This is a genomic window from Microbacterium sp. Bi128 (genome assembly GCF_918698205.1).
Genome location: NZ_CAKKMM010000038.1, coordinates 1 through 19,525 on the forward strand (window position 1 = coordinate 1; position 19,525 = coordinate 19,525).

22 protein-coding genes and 2 pseudogenes are annotated in these 19,525 nt (G+C 66.3%); 17 read left to right on the forward strand and 7 right to left on the reverse strand.

Features of this window, described 5'->3' with window-relative positions:
- The 7 genes from LQV45_RS05285 to LQV45_RS05310 all read left to right on the forward strand — a co-directional run.
- The coding region (locus tag LQV45_RS05285; protein ID WP_230006080.1) for a hypothetical protein at positions 1 to 531 on the forward strand (531 nt) is incomplete at its 5' end.
- The gene (locus LQV45_RS05290; protein WP_230006081.1) at positions 528 to 917 is read left to right on the forward strand and encodes a hypothetical protein; all 390 of its coding nucleotides are present in this window, start codon (positions 528 to 530) and stop codon (positions 915 to 917) included. The genes LQV45_RS05285 and LQV45_RS05290, both read left to right, overlap by 4 nt.
- A 201-nt stretch (positions 918 to 1,118) precedes the next feature.
- The gene (locus LQV45_RS05295; RefSeq protein WP_230006082.1) at positions 1,119 to 1,472 is read left to right on the forward strand and encodes a hypothetical protein; all 354 of its coding nucleotides are present in this window, start codon (positions 1,119 to 1,121) and stop codon (positions 1,470 to 1,472) included.
- 29 nt (positions 1,473 to 1,501) lie between these two features.
- Positions 1,502 to 2,107 (forward strand): hypothetical protein, encoded by a 606-nt coding sequence (locus LQV45_RS05300; protein WP_230006083.1) that lies wholly within the window; start codon positions 1,502 to 1,504, stop codon positions 2,105 to 2,107.
- A gap of 88 nt (positions 2,108 to 2,195) precedes the next feature.
- Positions 2,196 to 2,396, forward strand: coding sequence for a WhiB family transcriptional regulator (locus tag LQV45_RS35875; RefSeq protein WP_374208147.1), 201 nt, complete (start codon positions 2,196 to 2,198; stop codon positions 2,394 to 2,396).
- Between the two features lie 70 nt (positions 2,397 to 2,466).
- Positions 2,467 to 2,658: a hypothetical protein gene (locus LQV45_RS05305; RefSeq protein WP_230006084.1), complete on the forward strand. Its 192-nt coding sequence runs from the start codon at positions 2,467 to 2,469 to the stop codon at positions 2,656 to 2,658.
- A 155-nt stretch (positions 2,659 to 2,813) separates the two neighbouring features.
- Positions 2,814 to 3,416, forward strand: a complete 603-nt coding sequence (locus LQV45_RS05310; protein ID WP_230006085.1) for a recombinase family protein — start codon at positions 2,814 to 2,816, stop codon at positions 3,414 to 3,416.
- A 33-nt stretch (positions 3,417 to 3,449) separates the two neighbouring features.
- Here the strand turns inward: LQV45_RS05310 and LQV45_RS05315 are convergent, their stop codons facing one another.
- Positions 3,450 to 3,998, reverse strand: coding sequence for a hypothetical protein (locus LQV45_RS05315; protein ID WP_230006086.1), 549 nt, complete (start codon positions 3,996 to 3,998; stop codon positions 3,450 to 3,452).
- 40 nt (positions 3,999 to 4,038) lie between these two features.
- Between LQV45_RS05315 and LQV45_RS05320 the strand changes: the two genes are divergently transcribed.
- Positions 4,039 to 4,794, forward strand: a complete 756-nt coding sequence (locus tag LQV45_RS05320; RefSeq protein WP_230006087.1) for a hypothetical protein — start codon at positions 4,039 to 4,041, stop codon at positions 4,792 to 4,794.
- Between the two features lie 11 nt (positions 4,795 to 4,805).
- Here LQV45_RS05320 and LQV45_RS05325 read toward each other — a convergent pair whose 3' ends face one another.
- Positions 4,806 to 5,090, reverse strand: coding sequence for a hypothetical protein (locus LQV45_RS05325; RefSeq protein WP_230006088.1), 285 nt, complete (start codon positions 5,088 to 5,090; stop codon positions 4,806 to 4,808).
- Between the two features lie 139 nt (positions 5,091 to 5,229).
- Entirely contained in the window at positions 5,230 to 5,511 is a 282-nt protein-coding gene (locus LQV45_RS05330; RefSeq protein ID WP_230006089.1) for a helix-turn-helix domain-containing protein, read from the reverse strand.
- 188 nt (positions 5,512 to 5,699) lie between these two features.
- Here LQV45_RS05330 and LQV45_RS35880 point away from each other — a divergent pair, with 188 nt between their 5' ends.
- Entirely contained in the window at positions 5,700 to 6,146 is a 447-nt protein-coding gene (locus LQV45_RS35880) for a DUF2510 domain-containing protein (RefSeq protein WP_374208146.1), read from the forward strand.
- 127 nt (positions 6,147 to 6,273) lie between these two features.
- On the opposite strand, the gene LQV45_RS05335 is transcribed toward LQV45_RS35880, so the two are convergent.
- Both LQV45_RS05335 and LQV45_RS05340 read right to left on the reverse strand, forming a co-directional pair.
- Positions 6,274 to 7,095: an HNH endonuclease gene (locus LQV45_RS05335; RefSeq protein ID WP_230006090.1), complete on the reverse strand. Its 822-nt coding sequence runs from the start codon at positions 7,093 to 7,095 to the stop codon at positions 6,274 to 6,276.
- Positions 7,095 to 8,612 carry an AAA family ATPase gene (locus tag LQV45_RS05340; protein WP_230006091.1) on the reverse strand — a complete coding sequence of 506 codons (1,518 nt, stop codon included), beginning with the start codon at positions 8,610 to 8,612 and terminating at the stop codon, positions 7,095 to 7,097. The genes LQV45_RS05335 and LQV45_RS05340 overlap by 1 nt, the downstream gene beginning before the upstream one ends.
- A 395-nt stretch (positions 8,613 to 9,007) precedes the next feature.
- Here LQV45_RS05340 and LQV45_RS05345 point away from each other — a divergent pair, with 395 nt between their 5' ends.
- Together LQV45_RS05345 and LQV45_RS05350 are read left to right on the forward strand one after the other, a co-directional pair.
- Positions 9,008 to 9,844 carry a serine/threonine-protein kinase gene (locus tag LQV45_RS05345; RefSeq protein ID WP_230006092.1) on the forward strand — a complete coding sequence of 279 codons (837 nt, stop codon included), beginning with the start codon at positions 9,008 to 9,010 and terminating at the stop codon, positions 9,842 to 9,844.
- Positions 9,845 to 10,019: 175 nt separating this feature from the next.
- The gene (locus LQV45_RS05350; protein ID WP_230006093.1) at positions 10,020 to 11,057 is read left to right on the forward strand and encodes a hypothetical protein; all 1,038 of its coding nucleotides are present in this window, start codon (positions 10,020 to 10,022) and stop codon (positions 11,055 to 11,057) included.
- A gap of 1 nt (position 11,058) precedes the next feature.
- On the opposite strand, the gene LQV45_RS05355 is transcribed toward LQV45_RS05350, so the two are convergent.
- Both LQV45_RS05355 and LQV45_RS05360 read right to left on the reverse strand, forming a co-directional pair.
- The gene (locus tag LQV45_RS05355) at positions 11,059 to 11,820 is read right to left on the reverse strand and encodes a hypothetical protein (RefSeq protein ID WP_230006094.1); all 762 of its coding nucleotides are present in this window, start codon (positions 11,818 to 11,820) and stop codon (positions 11,059 to 11,061) included.
- A gap of 137 nt (positions 11,821 to 11,957) precedes the next feature.
- Positions 11,958 to 13,664 carry a recombinase family protein gene (locus LQV45_RS05360; protein ID WP_230006095.1) on the reverse strand — a complete coding sequence of 569 codons (1,707 nt, stop codon included), beginning with the start codon at positions 13,662 to 13,664 and terminating at the stop codon, positions 11,958 to 11,960.
- Between the two features lie 25 nt (positions 13,665 to 13,689).
- Here LQV45_RS05360 and LQV45_RS05365 point away from each other — a divergent pair.
- From LQV45_RS05365 to LQV45_RS05390, 6 genes and pseudogenes are all read left to right on the forward strand, one after another.
- A pseudogene (locus LQV45_RS05365) lies at positions 13,690 to 13,797 on the forward strand (DUF4244 domain-containing protein); the annotation flags it as partial.
- On the forward strand, positions 13,794 to 14,126 hold the full coding sequence (locus tag LQV45_RS05370; RefSeq protein WP_230006096.1) for a TadE family type IV pilus minor pilin: 333 nt from the start codon (positions 13,794 to 13,796) through the stop codon (positions 14,124 to 14,126). The pseudogene LQV45_RS05365 and the gene LQV45_RS05370, both read left to right, overlap by 4 nt.
- Before the next feature lie 389 nt (positions 14,127 to 14,515).
- Positions 14,516 to 17,224: a type I DNA topoisomerase gene (gene topA, locus LQV45_RS05375; RefSeq protein ID WP_230006098.1), complete on the forward strand. Its 2,709-nt coding sequence runs from the start codon at positions 14,516 to 14,518 to the stop codon at positions 17,222 to 17,224.
- Complete coding sequence (tmk, locus tag LQV45_RS05380) at positions 17,221 to 17,895, forward strand: dTMP kinase (RefSeq protein WP_230006097.1); 675 nt, start codon at positions 17,221 to 17,223, stop codon at positions 17,893 to 17,895. The genes topA and tmk overlap by 4 nt, the downstream gene beginning before the upstream one ends.
- Before the next feature lie 68 nt (positions 17,896 to 17,963).
- Positions 17,964 to 19,139: a DNA polymerase III subunit delta' gene (locus LQV45_RS05385; RefSeq protein ID WP_138177946.1), complete on the forward strand. Its 1,176-nt coding sequence runs from the start codon at positions 17,964 to 17,966 to the stop codon at positions 19,137 to 19,139.
- Positions 19,136 to 19,525 (forward strand): annotated as a pseudogene (locus tag LQV45_RS05390) (alpha/beta hydrolase); the annotation flags it as partial. The gene LQV45_RS05385 and the pseudogene LQV45_RS05390, both read left to right, overlap by 4 nt.

Here is a 19,525-nt window from a genome sequence, read left to right on the forward strand (position 1 = left end):
GCCCTGCGCGCCGAGGCCGCCGAGCGCGAGGCCGCCACTACCGTGGACACCACGAACACCCCCGACGACGGGCCGCGTGTCCTGGAGGTCGGCGAGACGTTCCACGCGATCCACGACGGTCTCACGCTCCCGTGCACGACGCAGCTTTGGGGTGGCCGCCCGGCGATCATCACGAAGAGATCGAGCACGTACACGCTCGACACCGAGATGGTCGAAGCGTCCCGAGACAAGTTCGGGAACCTCACGTGGACGACGCGCGTCTACGACGAACAGGCTCAGGTACAGAAGTGGGGGCGCGTCTACCTCCGCCCCGGAGCCGCCCCCGAGGGCATGGAGTCCTTCGTGGGCAGGGGGCGAGAGTGGTCGGAGCAGCGCGAACTGGCCGTCATGAAGGCCCAGGCGATCAGCGACCCCTACGAGCGTGGATTGGCAATGGCCGCGGTCACCAAACGGTTCGGCACGCCGCCCAACCCGAACGCTTCGACGACGCGCTACACCGGCGACAGCGGGGATGAGGCGGTGCGACGGTGACCGCCGCGACGGGGAATGTGAACCGCGCCTTGCACGGCGCGGTGTCGACGATCGTCGCGGGCTACTTAACCGACTCCGGACTCGACGCGACCGCACGGCCACACATGCCCCGAGGGTCCCGTCTTTCCGATGTCCTCGCGGCCGAGCTGGAGCACGGCGCCGACGGCGATGTCCGCGGCGTGAATGACGTGTGGATCGGCGTGACCTCACGGCAGGCATTCAAGCCCGCTGACGACCTCGATCGCGCTCGCACCGGCGCCGACGTGACCGGCCGCACGACGGCTGTCGCGGTCCAATGGCGATCGGGCCGACCCGCGGCCGATGCCTACGCGCTCCTGTCGCTTCGTGATCTCGTGCGCCTTCTCGGCGGAACGCCGCCCCCTTGATCCCCTGCCCCGCGGTGGGTCCGGACATCGCACACCACGGGGCAGGCCACAACTCAACACAACCCCGTCGCGATTGCTGGGCATGGCGATTTCGACGGCGACCCGGGCGTCAGGACCCCGGGTCACTGGCTCGCTCGTGGTCCTGAGGGGTCTCGACCACGAGCGAGGCAACCCTCTCACCACGACCACCTGGAGCAGACCATGGCCACCATTGACAGCATCCCCGGCGCCCGTGCCGCCGCTCGGCGCATGACTTTCGATGGAGAGACTATGGACCTCGGCGGCGGCCTCGTCGGCGGTCTCGATCCATCGGACTTCTCGATCGCAGACCCCCGCATCGGTGGCATGCGCGGCGTCTTCGGCATCTTCATCGACGGCGCGAGCTGGGCGCTCCCGGCCAAGAGCCGGGTTTCGCCTGGCCGGGGCTGTCTGTTCGTGCTCGGGCCGGACGACGCCCTCCACGTGCTTCTGAGCCGCCGGGGCCGCATCCGCGAACTCCTGGTGCCCGCCGACCTCGCCGACCGCATTCGCAGCGAGGCCTTCACCCGCGCCTGAACCTGTTTCCTGAAATGAACGGACCGACCATGATCAAGCTCCCGCCCGCCGTCACCGGCAAGCAGCCAACAGGCACGCCCGACAGCCTCCGTGCGGTCTCGCCTATCTCTGTCCTCGCGCATCCCACTCTCGACGCGAACTCGCAGGCCCTGGGCGCGCACGTCGTCAGGCTCCGGAAGGGGCTGGAGGCCTCCCACGCTGTCATCGATGGAGTACACACAATGTTCGTCGCCGACGCCTCGGGGCGCGAGGTAAAGGTGCTTGCCGACACCGTGACGGGCATCGTCGAGGTGATCGGCTGGACCGCCGACCAGCTCGACACCATCCGGCGCGAGCACTTCGACGGCCGAGGAATTAAGGCCCCGGCCACGGCGCCCGGCAAGCCCGCAGCACGTACCACCGCAGACGAGGTCGATCGTCTGCTCGACACGATCCCCGGTCGGGCGCTGGAAGCGAAGCACGCCCACCTCCCCGCCGCCAAGCGCGTCGGGCAGCTCCTCGGACTGTCGTCGGCCGACGGCCGGGAGGTCGACCGTCTTCTCGCACTTACCGCCACCCTCGACGACGGCACCAGCCCGGGCGACGCTGAGGTAGACCGCCTGGCCAAGCTCGCAGAGACCCTCACCGACGGCTGAGCCGATTCCACGCGCGAAGACCTCGGGCGGGCCGTCCGGGGCGGAGGCGTTCGCCGCGCTCCAGGCTGTCCTCCGCACGACGGCGCCCCTGTGCGCAGGCGACAGCCGGTTCACGGACGACCGGGCCGATCCGACGCCCTTGAAAGCAATCTGTGCCCGGTGCCCGGTCGTCACCCAGTGCCGCACCCTCGCGATCGCCAACCCCGGCGGAACGGCCCATGGCGTCTGGGGCGTCCTCGGCAGTCTCCTCTGCCGACCCGTCGGCCGGTACGGGCTGGATGACGACTGACTGATCGGTTCCCGGGCGGATATATGCTCCGGTCATGTATTCGCGGCCGTGAGCGTGGTTCTAGACCATCGTGATCGCTCTCGCCAGCGGCGCCGGTTCCGGCATCGGCGCGTACTCGGCGGGAGTCAGCCTCGGCTGGGCAATTGCCCTAGGCGTTGGTGCCGCCGTCGTCTTTGCCGCGCCCACGACCATCGCGATCTACGAGCCGCAGCGGAAGCGTTCGGCCGAGGCGGGCGAGAGCGAGGGCAGCCCCGAAACGTGATCGCCGATCGCGTCGCAAAAACGAAGCCGACGCGAGAGGCCCGAGCACCAGAACGGGTCCGCGTGATTCCGGGCCTGGAGTAGCAGCGAAATACGCATCAGAACTCATAGTAGATAGAGTCGCGAAAACGTATGACTTTGTGAGAGACTAGGCGCATGACCACCTCGCAGAGCATCCGCCTCGGCTACACCCGCGTCTCGACCTCGGCCCAAGACGAAGCCCTCCAGCTCAACGCCCTGGACGACGCCAAGGTCCTGCGCCGGAACCGGTACTCCGACCACGGCGTCAGCGGCACGAAGACCTCGCGCCCTGGACTCGACGCGATGCTCGCGGACGCCTACGCGGAGCGCGAGGCCGGGCACGAGGTGACTATCGTCGTCTACCGCCTCGACCGCCTGGGCCGCAGCTCGCTTCACATCGCGCAGCTCCTCGCGGACCTCACCGACCGCGGGATTAACATCGAGTCGGTCTCGGACGGCCTGAACAGTGCCACCCCCATGGGGAGGGCCATGCTCCAAATGGCCTCGATCCTCGCCGAGCTGGAGCGCAACCTGATTGCCGAGCGCACCGTGGCAGGCCTCGCCGCCGCGAAGGCGCAGGGACGTACGGGGGGACGCCCGAAGGTCACCGACTCCGCGAAGGCACGCAAGGCGCAGACGCTCCGGGACGCAGGCGAGAGCATCCCCGAGATCGCTTCAACCCTCGGCGTGTCCATCGCGACGGTCTATCGGATCACCAAGGCGCCCGCGGCCAAGTAGGCCCGCAGCGCCCCCGAGGCCGCGGCGGAGCGCCTACAGTTCGCCTCTCAGCAGCTCGCTCGCGCGAGCCTCAACGCTCTGGAATGCGGTCTCTACCTTCCGCACGTACGCGAACGCGCCTTTCATGGCGCTGTTCTCGGGCAGGTTCCCGCCAGTGCGATCGGCCTCGTCGTACATCTCCGACATCGCCTGGTTCGCAGAGATCGCATCTTGCGCAGCCGTGATCCGAGACAGTAGCTCCTCATCACCGACGATCAGGCGTAGCTCACCGGCCGCCCTCCCGATCGCGAGGGAATGCTCGCGCAGTGCCTTTCCGGTGTCCGTATTCGGGAACTCAAACCAGAACGACTTCTCCCCGGCGGCCTTGTAGTAAGCCGGGATGAGGACCCGACTCATCATGGCCCACTGGGTACCCGCCTCAACGAATTGAGCGATCAGAGCACGGGCGTCTCGGCGTCGATCTTCACGCCGCGCGGCGTCCGCCTGAGAACGGGAGTACCGGTGCGTCAGAACAACGCCGACCACGCCAGACGCGAGGGTGAACGCGCCCGTCAGCAATGCGATCCAGAAGGTCTCCGACATGCGCCGACCCTAACGGAGTGCGCCTCGATAGGTTCGGAGCATGAGACAGCCTTTCGCCGACGGGGGCGCCGCAGAGGTACAGCGCCTCGTCATACTGTGGGAGCAGCACAGCTCCCAAAAGTTCTCTCCCCGGTATGGGATGCAGCCCTCGAACGCGGTGCAGATCTGGGCCTTCGCCCACCACGCCGCGAAGCTCTCGCGCGCCGTCCTGACGCTCCACGAGGCAGGGCATGATCTGGAGGCGATGCCGCTCATACGACAGACGCTGGAGCTGGCCATGAACGCGGCATGGCTCCTCATCTCTGACGACGGCGGCGCAGCGCTTAGCGCCGTCGACACGAAGAATCGGCGGGTGATGTTCACTGAGGTCACAAACCTGAGCCTCGCGGATCTCTCCGCCGTGCGTGACGCCCTGGACGCGGAGGAGGCTCGAAACGAACAGACCGTCACCAAGACGCGCAGCTTCCAGGAGAGGTGCAGTGCCGTCTCAGGCGGTGCGCAGATCTATGCCATGTGGCGGAGCCTGAGCCTGTACTCTCACGCGACGTCGAGCGTCGCCGATGTCTACGTCCAGTCCGCCCCCGAGGATGAGGGGAACCCGTACGGCATAAAGCTCCGACTCCGCGGCGGCTGGGGCCAGGGCGAGACCTGGATTCAGGTGCAGGCGCTCATGTTGCTACTTGCTCAGATCGCCGCCGATGACGCACAGCGCGAGAACCCCAGCCGGTCCAAGCTGAACGCGGCACGGCGGCGCCTTGGTGTCGATTGGAAGATCCGTCGAGCCGACGCCAAGTGATGGGTCGTCGATCAGGCGCGCCCCGCCTCGCCAGGGCGATCTACAGCACGACGGGGCGCGCCGTGGGGGGCCGCTGAGCGCCGTTCCAGCCCTAGCTGAACCCACGCCGACGCGCCCTCGATCTCGGCCTCCATGAGGTCGCAGAGCGGCGCGCACAACTCGTCCCGGTAGTACCCGACGCACAGCCCGGCGACCTGGGCCAGCAGCTGCACGTCGTCTCCGGCGAGGGTGCGCAGCTCCTCGATGACCGGCGACGGGTCGCGCGTGAAGAGGCTCCTCGTCACCGTCGCGCTCATTGCCACATCTAGCGCCAGTCGGGCGGAGAGGCGCCTAGAGGGCACGCCGTGACCCTAGGGTCAACCCCCGACACGACTACCTGACGTTCTGCGCTGAGCGCGTTCCCGTGGTCCTCACGAATGCGCCGATCGTTCCCTGCTAACAGTCGAGACCCGTGCCCTCGTACAACGGACGCGTGAGTTCTCCGAGACTCACCCCGAGCGCTGTGGCGATCTTCCACCAGGTCGCCAAGGTGCCCTGGGATGCGGGACCGTCCGTTGTTGCCCGCGACCTGCCAGATTCAAGCGACACCAACGTCGCCCGACCGATTCCGGCCCGAGCAGCAAGCTCATCAAACGACCACCCGCGTTCTGCGCGGAGCCGCGCGAGGTGCAGTCGGAGAGCGTCGAAGTTCGGATCGGGGATGGGTCCATCGGGCACCTGACTACGCAACCCGGCACAAGCTCAAGCTATGTTATGTAATTACAGCATATCGTTGCAGCGTCACAGCGGCGATGGGGTGCCCCACGATTTGCCCTTGGATCCAGAAAGCGCGGCGGCTCGTAGGCGCGCCCGGCTGCCGCGGAACATCAAGAGGATCGATAAGTGCCACCGGAGATGAGGAAACCATGACCAGAAACACGAACCAGACTCCAGCCGGTTGGTATGCGGATCGCTCCGCGCCAGGGGTGGTGCGGTATTGGGACGGGCTGTCTTGGACCGCCCACACCCGATCGATTGATGCGACGCCAAGCGCGTCAGTGCCCGCGCACTCTGGCCCCCGACCGCACGCGTCTCGACGCAACTACCTGGGACTCCTCGCCCTAGCGCTGGCAGTACTGGGCTTCGGCTTGGCGTGCTCTCGCGCTCTGTTTCTCGTTGGATTCGCCTATCCAGTTATGGGGTTCGCGCTCATGGCGGTCTCTCTCGTCCTCGGTGTTATCGCAGCTTGCCTCCGAGGCCGTGCCAAGTGGCCGGGTATCGTCGCGATTGTTGTCGCTGTTTTGGGTACGTTTGTTGGAATCGTTTTGTCCCTAATCGCTGCTGCGCTCAGTTCCGGCATCGGCTATCGCTGAGAATGCGGAGAGCATAAAGCTCATCGCAGCCAAGCTGGTAGGTGTCAGACCTTACCGACTTCATTCAGGTTTTTGGTTCGGGGGTGCGAGATCTACTCAACGACGAGGTGTCCCGGCGACGGCAAGGTCACCAAGCGATCTGGTCCGCTGCATCCCGCCAAGCTGAAAATGCCACAGTCTGCCACCGATTGATACCAAACGACGTCAGGTGCGAAGAGACTTTGACATCCAATTCCCACCTTGCGTCCGATTCGGTTACGACGGGGTAGGCAATCTTCAAGCCACTTGTGAACTCCGCGAATGCCTCGATTGCGAGGCCAACGTAACGATCCAGCAAGTCGACGTCTCTTACGAACTGTTGCAACGCATTCCATTGCGAGAGGGTCAGGATTGCATCCCTGACCACCGTGAACTCCAAGTCTTCCGGATGCGCGGGATCGAGTACTTTCGCAGCAAGCCAGGGAACGGTCACCGCCCAAGCATCGAAGTACGGACTGATGGTGATAGACCCGTGCCCGACCAACCGTTCGCCGTTGCAATCTCGGCAGGCGGGCACAAGATTCAAGGGTTCGACAGCGAGCCGCGGGTAAGTCGACTGCGGAAATGAGTGCTCCAGTGTCGTCGGCTTCGCGAGATGACAGAACGGACAGAGACGCCCGCCGACGCTAATTATCTCTCCCCACAACTCGCGGCCAGCTTTGCTGTCTCGCAATCGATTCTCGTAGAACCAATGCATGTCCGCTCGCACCTGTTTCGTGACTGGAACGGATGGCCTCAACGTGCGGTGACTATTGCGGGCAAACGCGGCCCGGAGGGCTGCCTCCTCTGCATCCAGGTTCGCCTGATCCGCGGTGATGCGCGTGCGTCGTGCACCGGCCTGCATCCGGGCCATGCACAGTTCCCGCACCTGCTTTCCCGTCAACCCGATTGGACGCAGCGGAGTCACCATCAGCGATCTCCTTCGCGCCGGACCATAGACCGCAAGAGCATCTTTGCTTCGTCCCCGATCTCGCCGTCCACCATGGCGAGAGCATCCGAGTATGTCGACGCGTTGGCGGCGACCTCTCGCAGCAACGCGTGGTATCCCGACTTGCTCAGCTCTAGGTCAAACACCTCCCTCGTAAGCACACCGAGATTCGCGCCGAAGGTCTCAATGCTCGGTCGCGCAACCCGCGCACCGCCGCCCAGGTTCCAGATAATCCACGCACAGCGACGGGGAACCTCCTGCAGTACAACGGGCGAGTGTGTTGCAACGATGGTCAGTCCATTGATGGATGTCATGAGGTCTGAAATGACACGAGTCACCGCAGCCAGGAGCGGAGGATGGAGGTGCGACTCAGGCTCATCAAGCAATACGAGTGTTCTCTCATCGCAATATCGGACAAGGCTCGCGATCGTGAGCAGCGCAATTTTATGCCCCGAACTCAGCGCCTCGAAATCCAACGCTCGCAATGACAACTCATCGTCGATGCGATAGCTGCCGAGCAAGGGGTCAGCTTCTCCGAGGAGCCGGAACGATGTGAGCAGCCTTTCTGGGCGCTCAGCAAGGCATCCCAGAATCTCAGATTGAACGTGGTTCCCGATCGACCTATTACGTAATGTCGCTTGCGTGTCAACGAGACTCGTGGATAGGGACTCGTGCTCAAAGCGGTGCCCCGCGGGAAGTCGCACGTCGGTGATCCGAAACCGTAGCTGGTCTCGTGACTCCCGTGTCGGCGCCGGTGTGTCGAACGCGCTAAAGCTCACAGATACGAGGCCTGCAATCTGTTCACGATCGTCCAGACTGACGTATTCGTTTCCACGCGTCCCGGCGTCTTCAAATGCGCGCTTAATATTCAACAGAGTTGTCGTTTTTCCGGTTCCGTTGGAACCGATCAGCACGTGTACGTTACTCGGTAGCTTTTTACCTCGTGCAACCTCAAACGTCATTGCGGGACTGATCAGAGCGTCGGGCGAAAGAGTGTAGGTCATGGCGAAGCTACGCTTCTCCAGGTCGCCGAGAATGATCCGGCGGTACTGCTCTATGTTGCGAGTCGAAATCGAGCGCATCACTGATGCACCAAGAACGGGTTCGTCCGCAACTTCTAGTACCAATTGGGGCGACTCTGACATGTCCCGCAGCGAGCGGAGTAGCCCCCGGGCAACGGAGCTGCCGAGCAACGTGACTAGATTTTCGTAGAACTGTGCATCCTGACCGACGGAAAAATACGAATCATCGAGTCGTTCAAATCGCGTCGGCACGTCTACAAACGTCGTACCACGCGGCTTTGCGTCGAGAACGAAACCGCGTCGGCCGATCTTGGTGACACCGACCGTCTCCCAGTCGCCGTCCCGTTCGATGTCGACGTCGAAGGTGGTGCCGTAGTGATAGTCGTCCCATGTGTTCCGGCGCAGCCGCACGGCGATCATTCTCGCCGTCGAGCGGGAGACGGCGGACTTTCCGACGCTGAATTGGTAGCGCACCATTGCCTCGATCTGGATTCGGCAGCGAGGTTGTCTCGCCTACAGATTGCGAGCGTACCCATTCCAAGCCCCGGCGATCGCCATGCAGTTGGCCGGATCATGCCTGGCCCCCTGCGGGTCGAACGGGCCAACAGATGTGGTGATCGAGTCAACCGGGCAGGCTGGTGAAGAGCGTCTGCAGCCAACGCGCCCCCGGGATCGACGGTCTCCGCATGTATGTGGTCGCGGTGTTGGCACCCATCTGTGCGCTTCCTGTCCGCGCCGTCTGGACCATGAACACGCGGCTGGAGCCGTGATGCCCGTGTCCCTCATCTCGCGGTTCGCGACACGCCGAGCGAACATCGCGACGCAGCTCAATGACCCCGTGCGGCAGTATCCATGCAGGGGGATCTATAGCTATGGGGCTAGAAAACGATTTGACGGCTGCGCTCAGAGCGTCTTCGGCGACGTTCTTAGGCAGCGGCACGTTCGGGGACACGTGGTGTGCGGTCGACATCAGCGGCATACCGGGGCCGGTCGCTGTGAAGGTATTGAAGCCCGAGTACTTCAATCCGCGCTTGCTCGCGCGGGAAACAGCCAACCTCAACGAGTTTGATCATGACAACATCGTGCGCCTCTTCGATGTGCGGACGATCAACCTTCAGGGTGTAGAGCGCCACGTAATCGTGTGTGAGTACATCGACGGCGGCAACGTTGAAGACTCACTGCGGGCTAGAGGTTTACCGAGTCACAAGCAGGTCCGGAAATTCGCCCGCGGACTCTTCGGCGCCGTCGCCGAGCTGCACTCGAAAGACAAGATTCATCGTGATCTGAAACCAGCCAATATCATGCTGCGCGATGGCAAGTGGAAACAGCCCGTTCTGATCGACTTCGGTCTGGTGAGGTCGCTCACGGGCGACACCATGACGCGATATCCGGCAATGGTGGGGAGCCTGCCTTGGATGGCGCCTGAACAGCTTCAGGGCGAGAAAGCCCGTAAGGCGTGCGACAACTGGGCATGTGGCGTCATTCTGTACCAGCTCCTGACCGGGACGCACCCCTTCTTTCACGGAGTCACTATTGGCGCTCTGGAGGCAGAGGAGCTAGTCGACTTGGTCTCAGTGCCTCCGCGCTCGCTGCCCGCGAATGTGCCCGCGGACCTTACGGAGCTTGTGGTGCGCCTGCTGACGCCGGAACCAGCGGGCGCACGCGGTAGCGCTGGCCGAGCGCTCAAAGACCTGCAGGGGGCAAGCTGACATGGCGAAGACGACAGAATCGAGCAGATGGGCGGGTGCGTCGCTACAGCGTGCGCTAAGCGGCGCCGTGCCCGTGATGCTAGTCCACCGTAGCCATCGCAACGCCGGTCGTCTGCCGGAGGTTCTGACTTACCTAGGCGATCGACACGGTGCCGATCTCGGCGTAGGAACGGTGATGCGGCTGCCCGCGATGACAGCGAACACGGCGAAGTCCTTTATGAACAACGTCGACCACGTTCCACTCCGTCTCGTCGACCCTGAGCTGTGGCGCATTCCCGGTAGCGGGTGGCCAGAGGCAACCGCCCTCAAAGTCACAGCGGGAGCCTGGACCCACCTTCAGTCTCCGCAACCGGACAAGGTCGAGGTTGCTTGGGCGAGAACGATCCTCGACGTTCAGCGAAATCACGGCGCGACAGTGCTTTTATCACCCAACGGCTGGGTTTCGGAAGCTAACGCCACCGTCGCGCTACGAAATGCGATGAAGTGGGTACACCAAAGCCGCGAGATCGTCGGTGACACACCTCTGTGGGTGAACCTCACCCTCGACTCGCGTTGGCTCTCCGACCGCACCCTGCGAAACATTCTCATGAACGAGATCGTCGAGAGCAACGAGCGCGACTGGTACCTCCGCTTCTACTGGCCCGAGGTGCCCACCCGGTACGGTCAGGTCCTCGACGAAACAATCCTTGCCGGGTACAAAATGCTCGCTCGCGACTGCACCCTGGAAGACAAGCGCTTGTATCTCCCAAACACAGCATTGACGGGGTGGATCGCGACCGCTCTGGGAGCTGCGGGGTTCTCGACTGGCCAGTCGTGGCCCGAACAGGCCTTCGCGCGCCAGAAGATCATTGCGATCAAGCGTGAAGGTCCACCGCCCGCGCCGATCCCGCGGGTCTTTGACTCCACAGTTCTGCACACGATGGATTACAACGAGTTTGAGCGCATCCGGCACTTGCCCGATTACAAGGAATACCCGACACGGTTCTTGGAGGAGATCGACGCGGACGGACACACCCCGGAGCTAGCGGGGCTGCACTATGTGGCCGCTGTCGGCAACCTGACCGCACGACTCAACGACAAGCGGCCTAACGTGGTCGCGTACCAGCGGGCGCGCAAGGGGCAGAAGTTTGTCGACGGGCTGTCTGCTCCGGACAGGCTCAGTGGTATCAACCGCCCACTGCATCTTCCGCTATGGATGAACCTTCTCAAGTAACTTACGGGGCGGATCGTCCGAACACCGGATAGATTTGCCCCTCACGCGTGCCGCGAAGCATCATTTCCAGGCTGCGCTCTGCTAGTAGTGCTCGACCCGCATGGCGGCGTGTGTCGAAGACGCGCGCTGGTCGTACGAGCACGCGCGCTCTCTGTAGCTCGGCATCGACGGCCATTACCCCAATGCCGCCACGAGCGATTTGGGCGAGGTGGTCGCGGATTCCTGAGAGCGTGCCGCTGTCGAGCGCGATGTAGGCCGCGTCCGCCGACAGTTGCTGGCGCCGCGCCTGAGCCAGAGCTTTACGCCAATCGCGAAGCTTCGCCTCGACTGTAACGACACGGCGCCCGACCCATCGAGCCTCAGGGCGTAGCTGAACGCCTCCAGCCACAGTCCTGGTGATCCAACCGAGATCGCTCAGCAATGGCAGCACCGCCCTGCGAACGTAGTCGGGCGATAGTTTGGCGCGGGCGGCGATGTCGGCGGCGGTTGCTCCGGCTCCGATCGCAAGCACTGCCCGCACCTCTGTGTCCGTCGATAAAGGGCGAACGCCTGCAGCATCCCGATCGGCGATGCGGTTGAAGTCAAAGCGCACCCCTGCGAGGTCAGGAACCCCATGGACCGCGGGGACCTCGCTGAAGACCTCCACGGTGCTGAGCTTCTCGTGGCGGAACGCAAGGCGCGGAAGAGCGCCACGCAGCACCGAGACAAGGTCAGCTTCGTACCGAAACCCTGCGCCGTCGCGGCGAGTCACAACGTCAGGCACTGCGCACCTCTCATCAACCCCGGATGATGGGTCGGATTCTACGGGGAGCCACCCCCGCGGAACGTGGCGCCGTGCCGCGGCGTGCGGCACTGCCTTCAACCATAGTTACATCCGACAGGGGCATGGGACGGTTCCTTCTATAGGGGCTGAACGAGTACGCCGCGAGCGCTGGTCGTCAGCTCGCCGACGGGCAGCCCCTCGACATCGAACGAGGTGCGTCGCCAAGCGGGGCGCACAACCTCGTCAGCGTTCCTCTGTCGACCCGTCGCGCCACTCTCCACTACCTTCCAGCCCTTTCCCGTGGGAGAGATGACCGGCGACATGAGTGAGCTAAGCACCGCTCGGCGACGGGCCAGACTGAGCGACTCCCAATAGGCGCGTACGTCGGCTGCCTCCACGATCTCCGCGAGAGGATCGGCGCGATAGGCGGCATCCAGGGTCGCGCGAACGCTGGCCAACTCCTGCTCAATCGGACGGAGCACTGCGTCCGCCTCGCGGAGCGTGTACCGTCCGGCGCCGACGAGAGTGAGAACGTCACCGCGCCTCCCGTCCAGGGCGCTCTCACGCACCCGCAGCGCCGCCGTGTCTATCTCCGGAGCCGGGCGCAATAACGCAGCAGCGTCGGGCCGCTCTAGGCGCTCCAGAACCGTGCGCACGGCCCAGGCGTCGAGCACGTCGCCCCGGATATGGAAGTGCCCGCGCGGGCAGCGATACCCTCGGTTCCGCTCGCGTGTAACTCCCGAAGTGACGGGGGCGCCGCAGACCTCGACATGTTGCATATCCGGATCGTCGCCGCCCACAGTGCCCAGGATCTTGCCGCACACGGCTATACCGCTGAGCAGCCACTTGCCCGCTGTGGAGCCGCCGTTCCTCGCGCGCTTGGTGTCCAGCAGCGCACGTCGCACGGCACGCAGTACGTCTGCGGGCGTGGAGTCTCGTGAGGGTTGGATGAGTGGTTCCCAGTTGCCGGGGATGCACGCGTCGATGTCAACGTCCGTGACCCGCCACGAGGCGGGGCGCCCCTGCGCAGTCAGGGGCCGGTCTTTGACGGCTGAGATTTGGGGCAGCAGTCCGGCGTAGTACGGACTGAGCAGCATCTTTCGAACCGTCGTCGGCAGCCACGCGGCGCCGTCCCGCGTTGTGTGCGTGGACTTTGGCAGTAGCGCCCCGTGGGCATCTGTGGCCGTTCCTGTAGACAACGCCCGGGCGATTGCGCCAACCTGAATGCCTTTTGGGGCGTCTAGCATTCCGACCGCCTCGCGGAACATGTAACGCACCGCTCCCACTTCTTCGGGCACGACGGCATAGCGGGCGTCGTCGTCGCCGATCGCCCGTCGCTCGCTCTCCGGAATCCACCGATAGCCGTAGGGCGTTCGGCCGGGGGTAGGTACTCCCCGCGAGTGGCGCGCATGCTTGAACGGCGCTATACGGGCATTCTTCGTGCGTATCTCCTGCTCCGCGATGAGCACCAACTGAGCGAGCATGAATGAGCCGTAGCTGTCTTCGGTGTCGATCCCGCCGCGTGTAGTCAGGACGCGGGCGGAGTCGCGCAGCGTGACCAGATCAGCGAGGTTGCGCGTGAGACGGTCAGGGGCGACGACGGCAATCGTGTTGATCTTGCCCGAACGTAGATCGCCGAGCATGCGTGCCCAGTGAGTGCCGACGGCCCGCGAGCTGGACCCGCTCGTGTCATTGTCTCTGTATCGGTCGACCACGCACCCGAGCCAGCCGCGCCGCTCCAGGTCTGCCTCTATTTCCTGGACCTGCTGAGCGATCCCCTGTTCTTCCTCGACGCTCTGGCGCGCGTAGACGGCGATGCGGGGCGCCGGAACAGTCCTGCTCATAAGCCGATTATGTCAAATAGGTGTCACTGTGGCGGCCGTCGCCTTCGCCGGGCTCCTGGTGGTCATCATGCGCAGCGACGAGGTGCGCGGCATCCTGACCGACCTCGTCCGCCGCGCCCTCACGGTGCAGTGAAACGGGCCCTTCTCGACGACCGGGGAGCGGTCACGGCGGAGTTCGCCGTGGCCCTCCCGGCGATCGTCCTCGTGCTGGCCCTCGGTTGCGGGGCGCTCGCCGCGGGGGCGACGGCGGTGCGCTTGCAGCACGCCGCCGCCGAGTCGGCGCGCCTGTTCGGACGCGGCGATGACGACCGCGCCCGCGCGGTGGTCGAGGGTCTCGGCGTAGCGGTCGCCGTCGAACGAAGAGACCGCCTCGTGTGTGTCGTGGCCTCGGCCGCGGCTCCGGTCCCTCTCCCGCTCGCTCCGCTCACCGCACGCTCGTGCTCCCTCGATGGGGGCGGGTGATGCCGGGAACCGTGTCGGCGGTCGGGGTGGTCTCGGCCGTGGCGATCGTCGCCGTGGGGTTGGTCGCCGTCGCCGGGGCCGCAGCCCAGTCCCAGCGCGTGGCCGGGATCGCGGATGCCGCCGCCCTTGCCGCCGCCGACACCGTCAGCGGTGCCGTGCCCGGGGTGCCGTGCGAAGTGGCCGCGGCGGTGGCGACCGCGGGCGATGTGGAACTGAAGGAATGCGATGTGCGCGGCCTGGTCGCCACGGTGAGCGTCGGCACCGCGTACGGTGGAATTCCGTTCGCTGCACGCTCGCGGGCCGGACCACCCGATGTCTCGACCGCGTACGACCTCCCGGATCCCGACCAGGAAGGCGTGTGTATGGTGTGCAACGAAGAAAGGACCCCAGTGGCTAACGGCAAGAAGCTCGTCATCGTCGAGTCCCCGACGAAGATGAAGTCGATCCAGGGATACCTCGGCGACGGTTACGAAGTGCTCAGCTCGGTCGGGCACATCCGCGACCTCGCCTCCAAGAAGGAGATCCCCGCCGACAAGAAGGCGGCATACGGCAAGTACTCCATCGACGTCGAGAACGACTTCGACCCGTACTACGTCGTCAACGACCGCAAGACCAAGACGGTCGCCGAGCTCAAGCGAGCCCTGAAGTCCGCCGACGAAGTCCTGCTCGCCACTGATGGTGACCGCGAAGGCGAAGCCATCGCGTGGCACCTGCGCGAAGTCCTCAAGCCCAAGGTGCCTGTGCGCCGCATGGTGTTCCACGAGATCACCAAGGACGCCATCCAGGATGCCGTCAACCACACACGCGACCTCGACGAGTCCCTCGTCGATGCCCAGGAGACCCGCCGCGTCCTCGACCGCCTCTACGGGTGGGACGTCTCGCCCGTGCTCTGGCGCAAGGTCGGCTCCGGCCGCGAGGGCACCGCGCTCAGCGCCGGCCGCGTGCAGTCCGCCGCCACCCGTATGGTCGTCGAGCGCGAGCGCGAGCGCATGGCGTTCGTCTCGGCCTCGTACTGGGACGTCGAGGCCCTGGCATCCAAGTCCGGCTCCTCGTTCACCACGCGCCTCAACCGCCTCGACGGCGCCCCGCTCGCCCGCGGTGGCGACTACGACGACAACGGAAAGCTCAAGAAGGCCGTCGTCGTGCTCGACGAGGCGCAGGCCCGCGCGCTCGCCGCCGACATCGTCGCCGCAGCCAAGGCCACCGTCGCCAAGGTCGAGTCCAAGCCCGGCACCCGCAGCCCCCGCGCCCCCTTCACCACCTCCACGATGCAGCAGGAGGCGGGACGCAAGCTCTCGATGAGCGCCAAGCACGCCATGGGCGTCGCACAGCGTCTCTACGAGAAGGGGTTCATCACGTATATGCGTACGGACTCCACCGCGCTGTCGACCCAGGCGGTCACGGCGGCGCGCGAGCAGGCGGTCGCGCTCTACGGCGACAAGGCCGTGCCCGCCAACCCCCGCGTCTACAAGAGCAAGTCGAAGAATGCGCAAGAGGCGCACGAGGCCATCCGCCCCTCGGGTGAGCACTTCCGCACGCCCGCGTCGCTCGCCTCGTCGCTCGACCGCGACGAGCAGAAGTTGTACGACCTCATCTGGAAGCGCACCGTCGCCAGCCAGATGTCGGATGCCAAGTACGAGACGACGACCGTCACCCTCGCCGTCCAGGCGGGCGAGAAGCAGGCCGAGTTCACCGCGTCGGGCACCGTGTACACCTTCAAGGGCTTCCTCGAGGCGTACGAAGAGGGCAACGACGAGAAGCGTAACGACGACGACGCCGACCAGTCGCTCCCGGCCGTCGCCGTCGGCGACGAACTCGCCATCAGCGACGTCGAGCCCAAGGGCCACAGCACCTCGCCGAAGCCCCGCTACACCGAGGCGAGCCTGGTCAAGGCGCTCGAAGAGAAGGGCATCGGCCGCCCGTCGACCTTCGCCAGCATCATCGGCGTGATCCTCGACCGCGGCTACGTCACGAAGCGCGGTCAGGCCCTCGTGCCCAGCTGGCTCGCCTTCAGCGTCGTGCGTCTGCTCGAACAGCACTTCGCCGACCTCGTCGACTACGACTTCACCGCGGCTCTCGAAGACGACCTCGACGCCATCGCCCGCGGCGAGCAGCGCCGCACCGAGTGGCTCAAGGCGTTCTACTTCGGTTCCGACAAGCAGGTGGGTCTCCGCCACATCGTCGAGAACCTCGGCGAGATCGACGCGCGCGAGCTCAACTCGACCCGCATCACCGACACCGCCACGCTGCGCTTCGGAAAGTACGGCCCGTACCTCGAGGTCGCCGAGCCCGGCGCCGCCGAGGACGCCAAGCCGCGCATCGTCAACATCCCCGAAGACCTCGCCCCCGACGAGCTCACCCCTGAGAAGGCGCAAGAGCTGATCGAGGCGCCCGTCGCGGGTGACCGCGTGCTGGGGGAGAACCCCGAGAACGGCAAGCTCGTCGTCGTCAAGGACGGCCGCTTCGGTCCGTACGTGCAAGAGGTCGACGCCGAAGAGCCCGAAGACGTCGACCAGGCCACCGGCGAGGTCGTCGAGGCGCCCAAGAAGCGTGGCGCCAAGAAAGAGGCCGCGCCCAAGCCGCGCACCGCGTCGCTCTTCCACTCGATGTCGGTCGACACGATCGACCTCGACACCGCCCTGCAGCTGCTCTCGCTGCCGCGCGTCGTCGGGACCGACCCCGAGTCCGGTGCCGAGATCACCGCGCAGAACGGCCGCTTCGGTCCGTACCTGAAGAAGGGCACCGACTCGCGGTCGCTCGACGCCGAGCAGCAGATCTTCGACATCACGCTCGAAGAGGCCCTCGCCAAGTACGCCGAGCCGAAGTACGGCGCTCGCCGCGCGTCCAGCGCGCTGAAGGAGTTCGACGCCGACCCCGTCAGCGGCAAGCCCCTCAAGCTCAAGGACGGCCGCTTCGGTCCGTACGTCACCGACGGCGAGACCAACGCCACCGTCCCGCGCGGCGAGGATGCGATGGCGATCACGTTCGAGCGGGCCGTCGAGCTCATCGCCGACAAGCGTGCGAAGGGTCCCGCACCCAAGCGCACCGCGGCGAAGAAGACGACGACGACGCGCAAGGCCCCGGCGAAGAAGTCGTGACGACCGAACCCTCCCGCCCGCCGCACGCCCCGCGGGCGGCGGCGGCCGGGGGACCGGGCCTGTTCCTGACGTTCGAAGGCGGCGACGGCGCGGGGAAGACGACCCAGGCCGTGCTCCTCGAGCAGTGGCTCCGCGGCCATGGCCGCGACGTCGTCCGCACGCGCGAACCCGGCGGAACCGACGTCGGAGTCCGCATCCGCGACATCGTGCTCCACCACCGCGGACACATCGCCCCGCGCGCGGAAGCCCTCCTGTACGCGGCCGACCGCGCTCACCACATTGAAACCGTCGTGCAGCCCGCGATCGCCCGCGGCGACGTCGTCATCCAGGACCGCTACCTCGACTCGTCGGTGGCGTACCAGGGGGCCGGACGCGTCCTCGACGCCGACGACATCCGCGAACTGTCGCTGTGGGCCACGGGCGGACTGCTTCCCGACCTCACCGTGCTGCTCGACCTCGATCCCGCCGCCGCGCGCACTCGCCTGGACGCCGCCGACAAGCCGTTCGACCGTCTCGAAGCCGAGAAGGTCGAGTTCCACGAGCGCGTCCGTGCCGCCTTCCTCGCCCTCGCCGCGGCCGAACCCGAGCGTTTCCTCGTCCTGGATGCCACCGAGCCCGCGCCCGTCCTCGCCGAACGGGTGCGCGCGGCCGTGGCATCCCGTCTCTCCTGACACCTCGCCCCTCGACGCCCAGCCGATCGACAGCGGCGGTGTCGGTGGCCCCGATTAGGGTGGAACCCATGCCGGCCGCCGTGGACTCGCCCTCTCGCACCGACGCCGCGCCCTTCCCGTGGGACGCCGTGTGGGGGCAGGCCGCCGCCGTCGAGACCCTCCGTGCCGCGGCGTCCGACCCGGCCGCCCTCGCGCACGCGTGGCTCATCACGGGTCCTCCCGGATCGGGTCGCTCGACGCTCGCGTACGCCTTCGCGGCAGCTCTCATCGCCGATCCCGGCGACGAGGCTGCGCAACGCCAGGTGCTGGCCCGCACCCACCCCGATCTCACCGCCCTGCGCACCGAGCAGGTCGTGATCCGCATCGACGAAGCGCGCCGGCTCGTCGAGCGCGCCTCCTTCGCGCCGTCGCTCGGCCGCCACCGCGTGATCGTCGTCGAAGACGCCGACCGCATGGCCGAGCGCACGTCCAACGTGCTGCTCAAGGCCCTCGAAGAGCCGCCCGAGCAGACGGTGTGGGTGCTGTGCGCCCCCAGCGACGCCGATCTGCTGCCCACGATCCGCTCGCGCGTGCGGGTCCTGCGTCTCCGCGAGCCCTCGGTCACCGACGTGGCCTCGCTCATCGTCGACCGCACCGGCGTCGCCGCCGACATCGCCGAAGAGTCCGCGCGCCATGCGCAGCGGCACATCGGCATGGCCCAGCGCCTCGCCACCGACGACGACGCCCGCGCCCGCCGCGCCGAGACGCTCTCCGCCGTCCTGGCGGTGCGCGGCATCAGCGACGCGGTCGACGTCGCCGGTCACATCGTGCGCCTCGCCACCGACGACGCCAAAGCACTCACCGCCACCCGCGACGAAGAAGAGCGCCGCTCGCTGCTGCGCACTCTCGGCATCGCCGAAGGCGCGGCCGTGCCCCCCAGCGTGCGCGGTCAGCTGAACGCGCTCGAGGACGACCAGAAGCGCCGCGCCACCCGCAGCCTCCGCGACGGCATCGACCGCGTCCTCACCGACTTGCAGTCACTGTTCCGCGACGTCGTCATGCTGCAGTACGAACGCGAGGGCGACCTCGTCAACGCCGAAAGGATCGACGACCTGCGCTCGCTCGCCGCCGAATGGACTCCGGCCCGCACCCTCGGGGTGCTCGACCGGATCACCGACACCCGCCGCAACCTCGAACAGAACGCCGCCCCGGTGCTCGCGCTCGAGAGCCTGCTCATCACCGTGGCGAACGGATCGGCGCCGTGAGCCTGCGTCGACGGCTCCTCACCGCGGTGGCCGGTGCGGCGGCGCTCGCCGTCGCCCTGTCCGGATGCCTCTACGCCCAGATACCGCCCATGGCTCCCGGCGGTGGGGCCTCGCTCGCCCCCCAGACCGACGGCGTCCCCGCCGAGCTGCTGCCCTACTACGGGCAGACCCTCGACTGGGAGGAGTGCGGCACCGGGCTCGACTGCACCACCGTCACCGTTCCCCGCGACTACGCCGACCCGGGGGCGGGCGAGCTCGCCCTCGCCGTCGTGCGGCACCGCGCGACCTCGGGCGAACCGATCGGGTCGCTGCTCACCAACCCGGGCGGCCCCGGCGCCGCGGGCGTCTCACTCATGAAGCAGGCGCTGTCGGTCCTCGTCGACGAC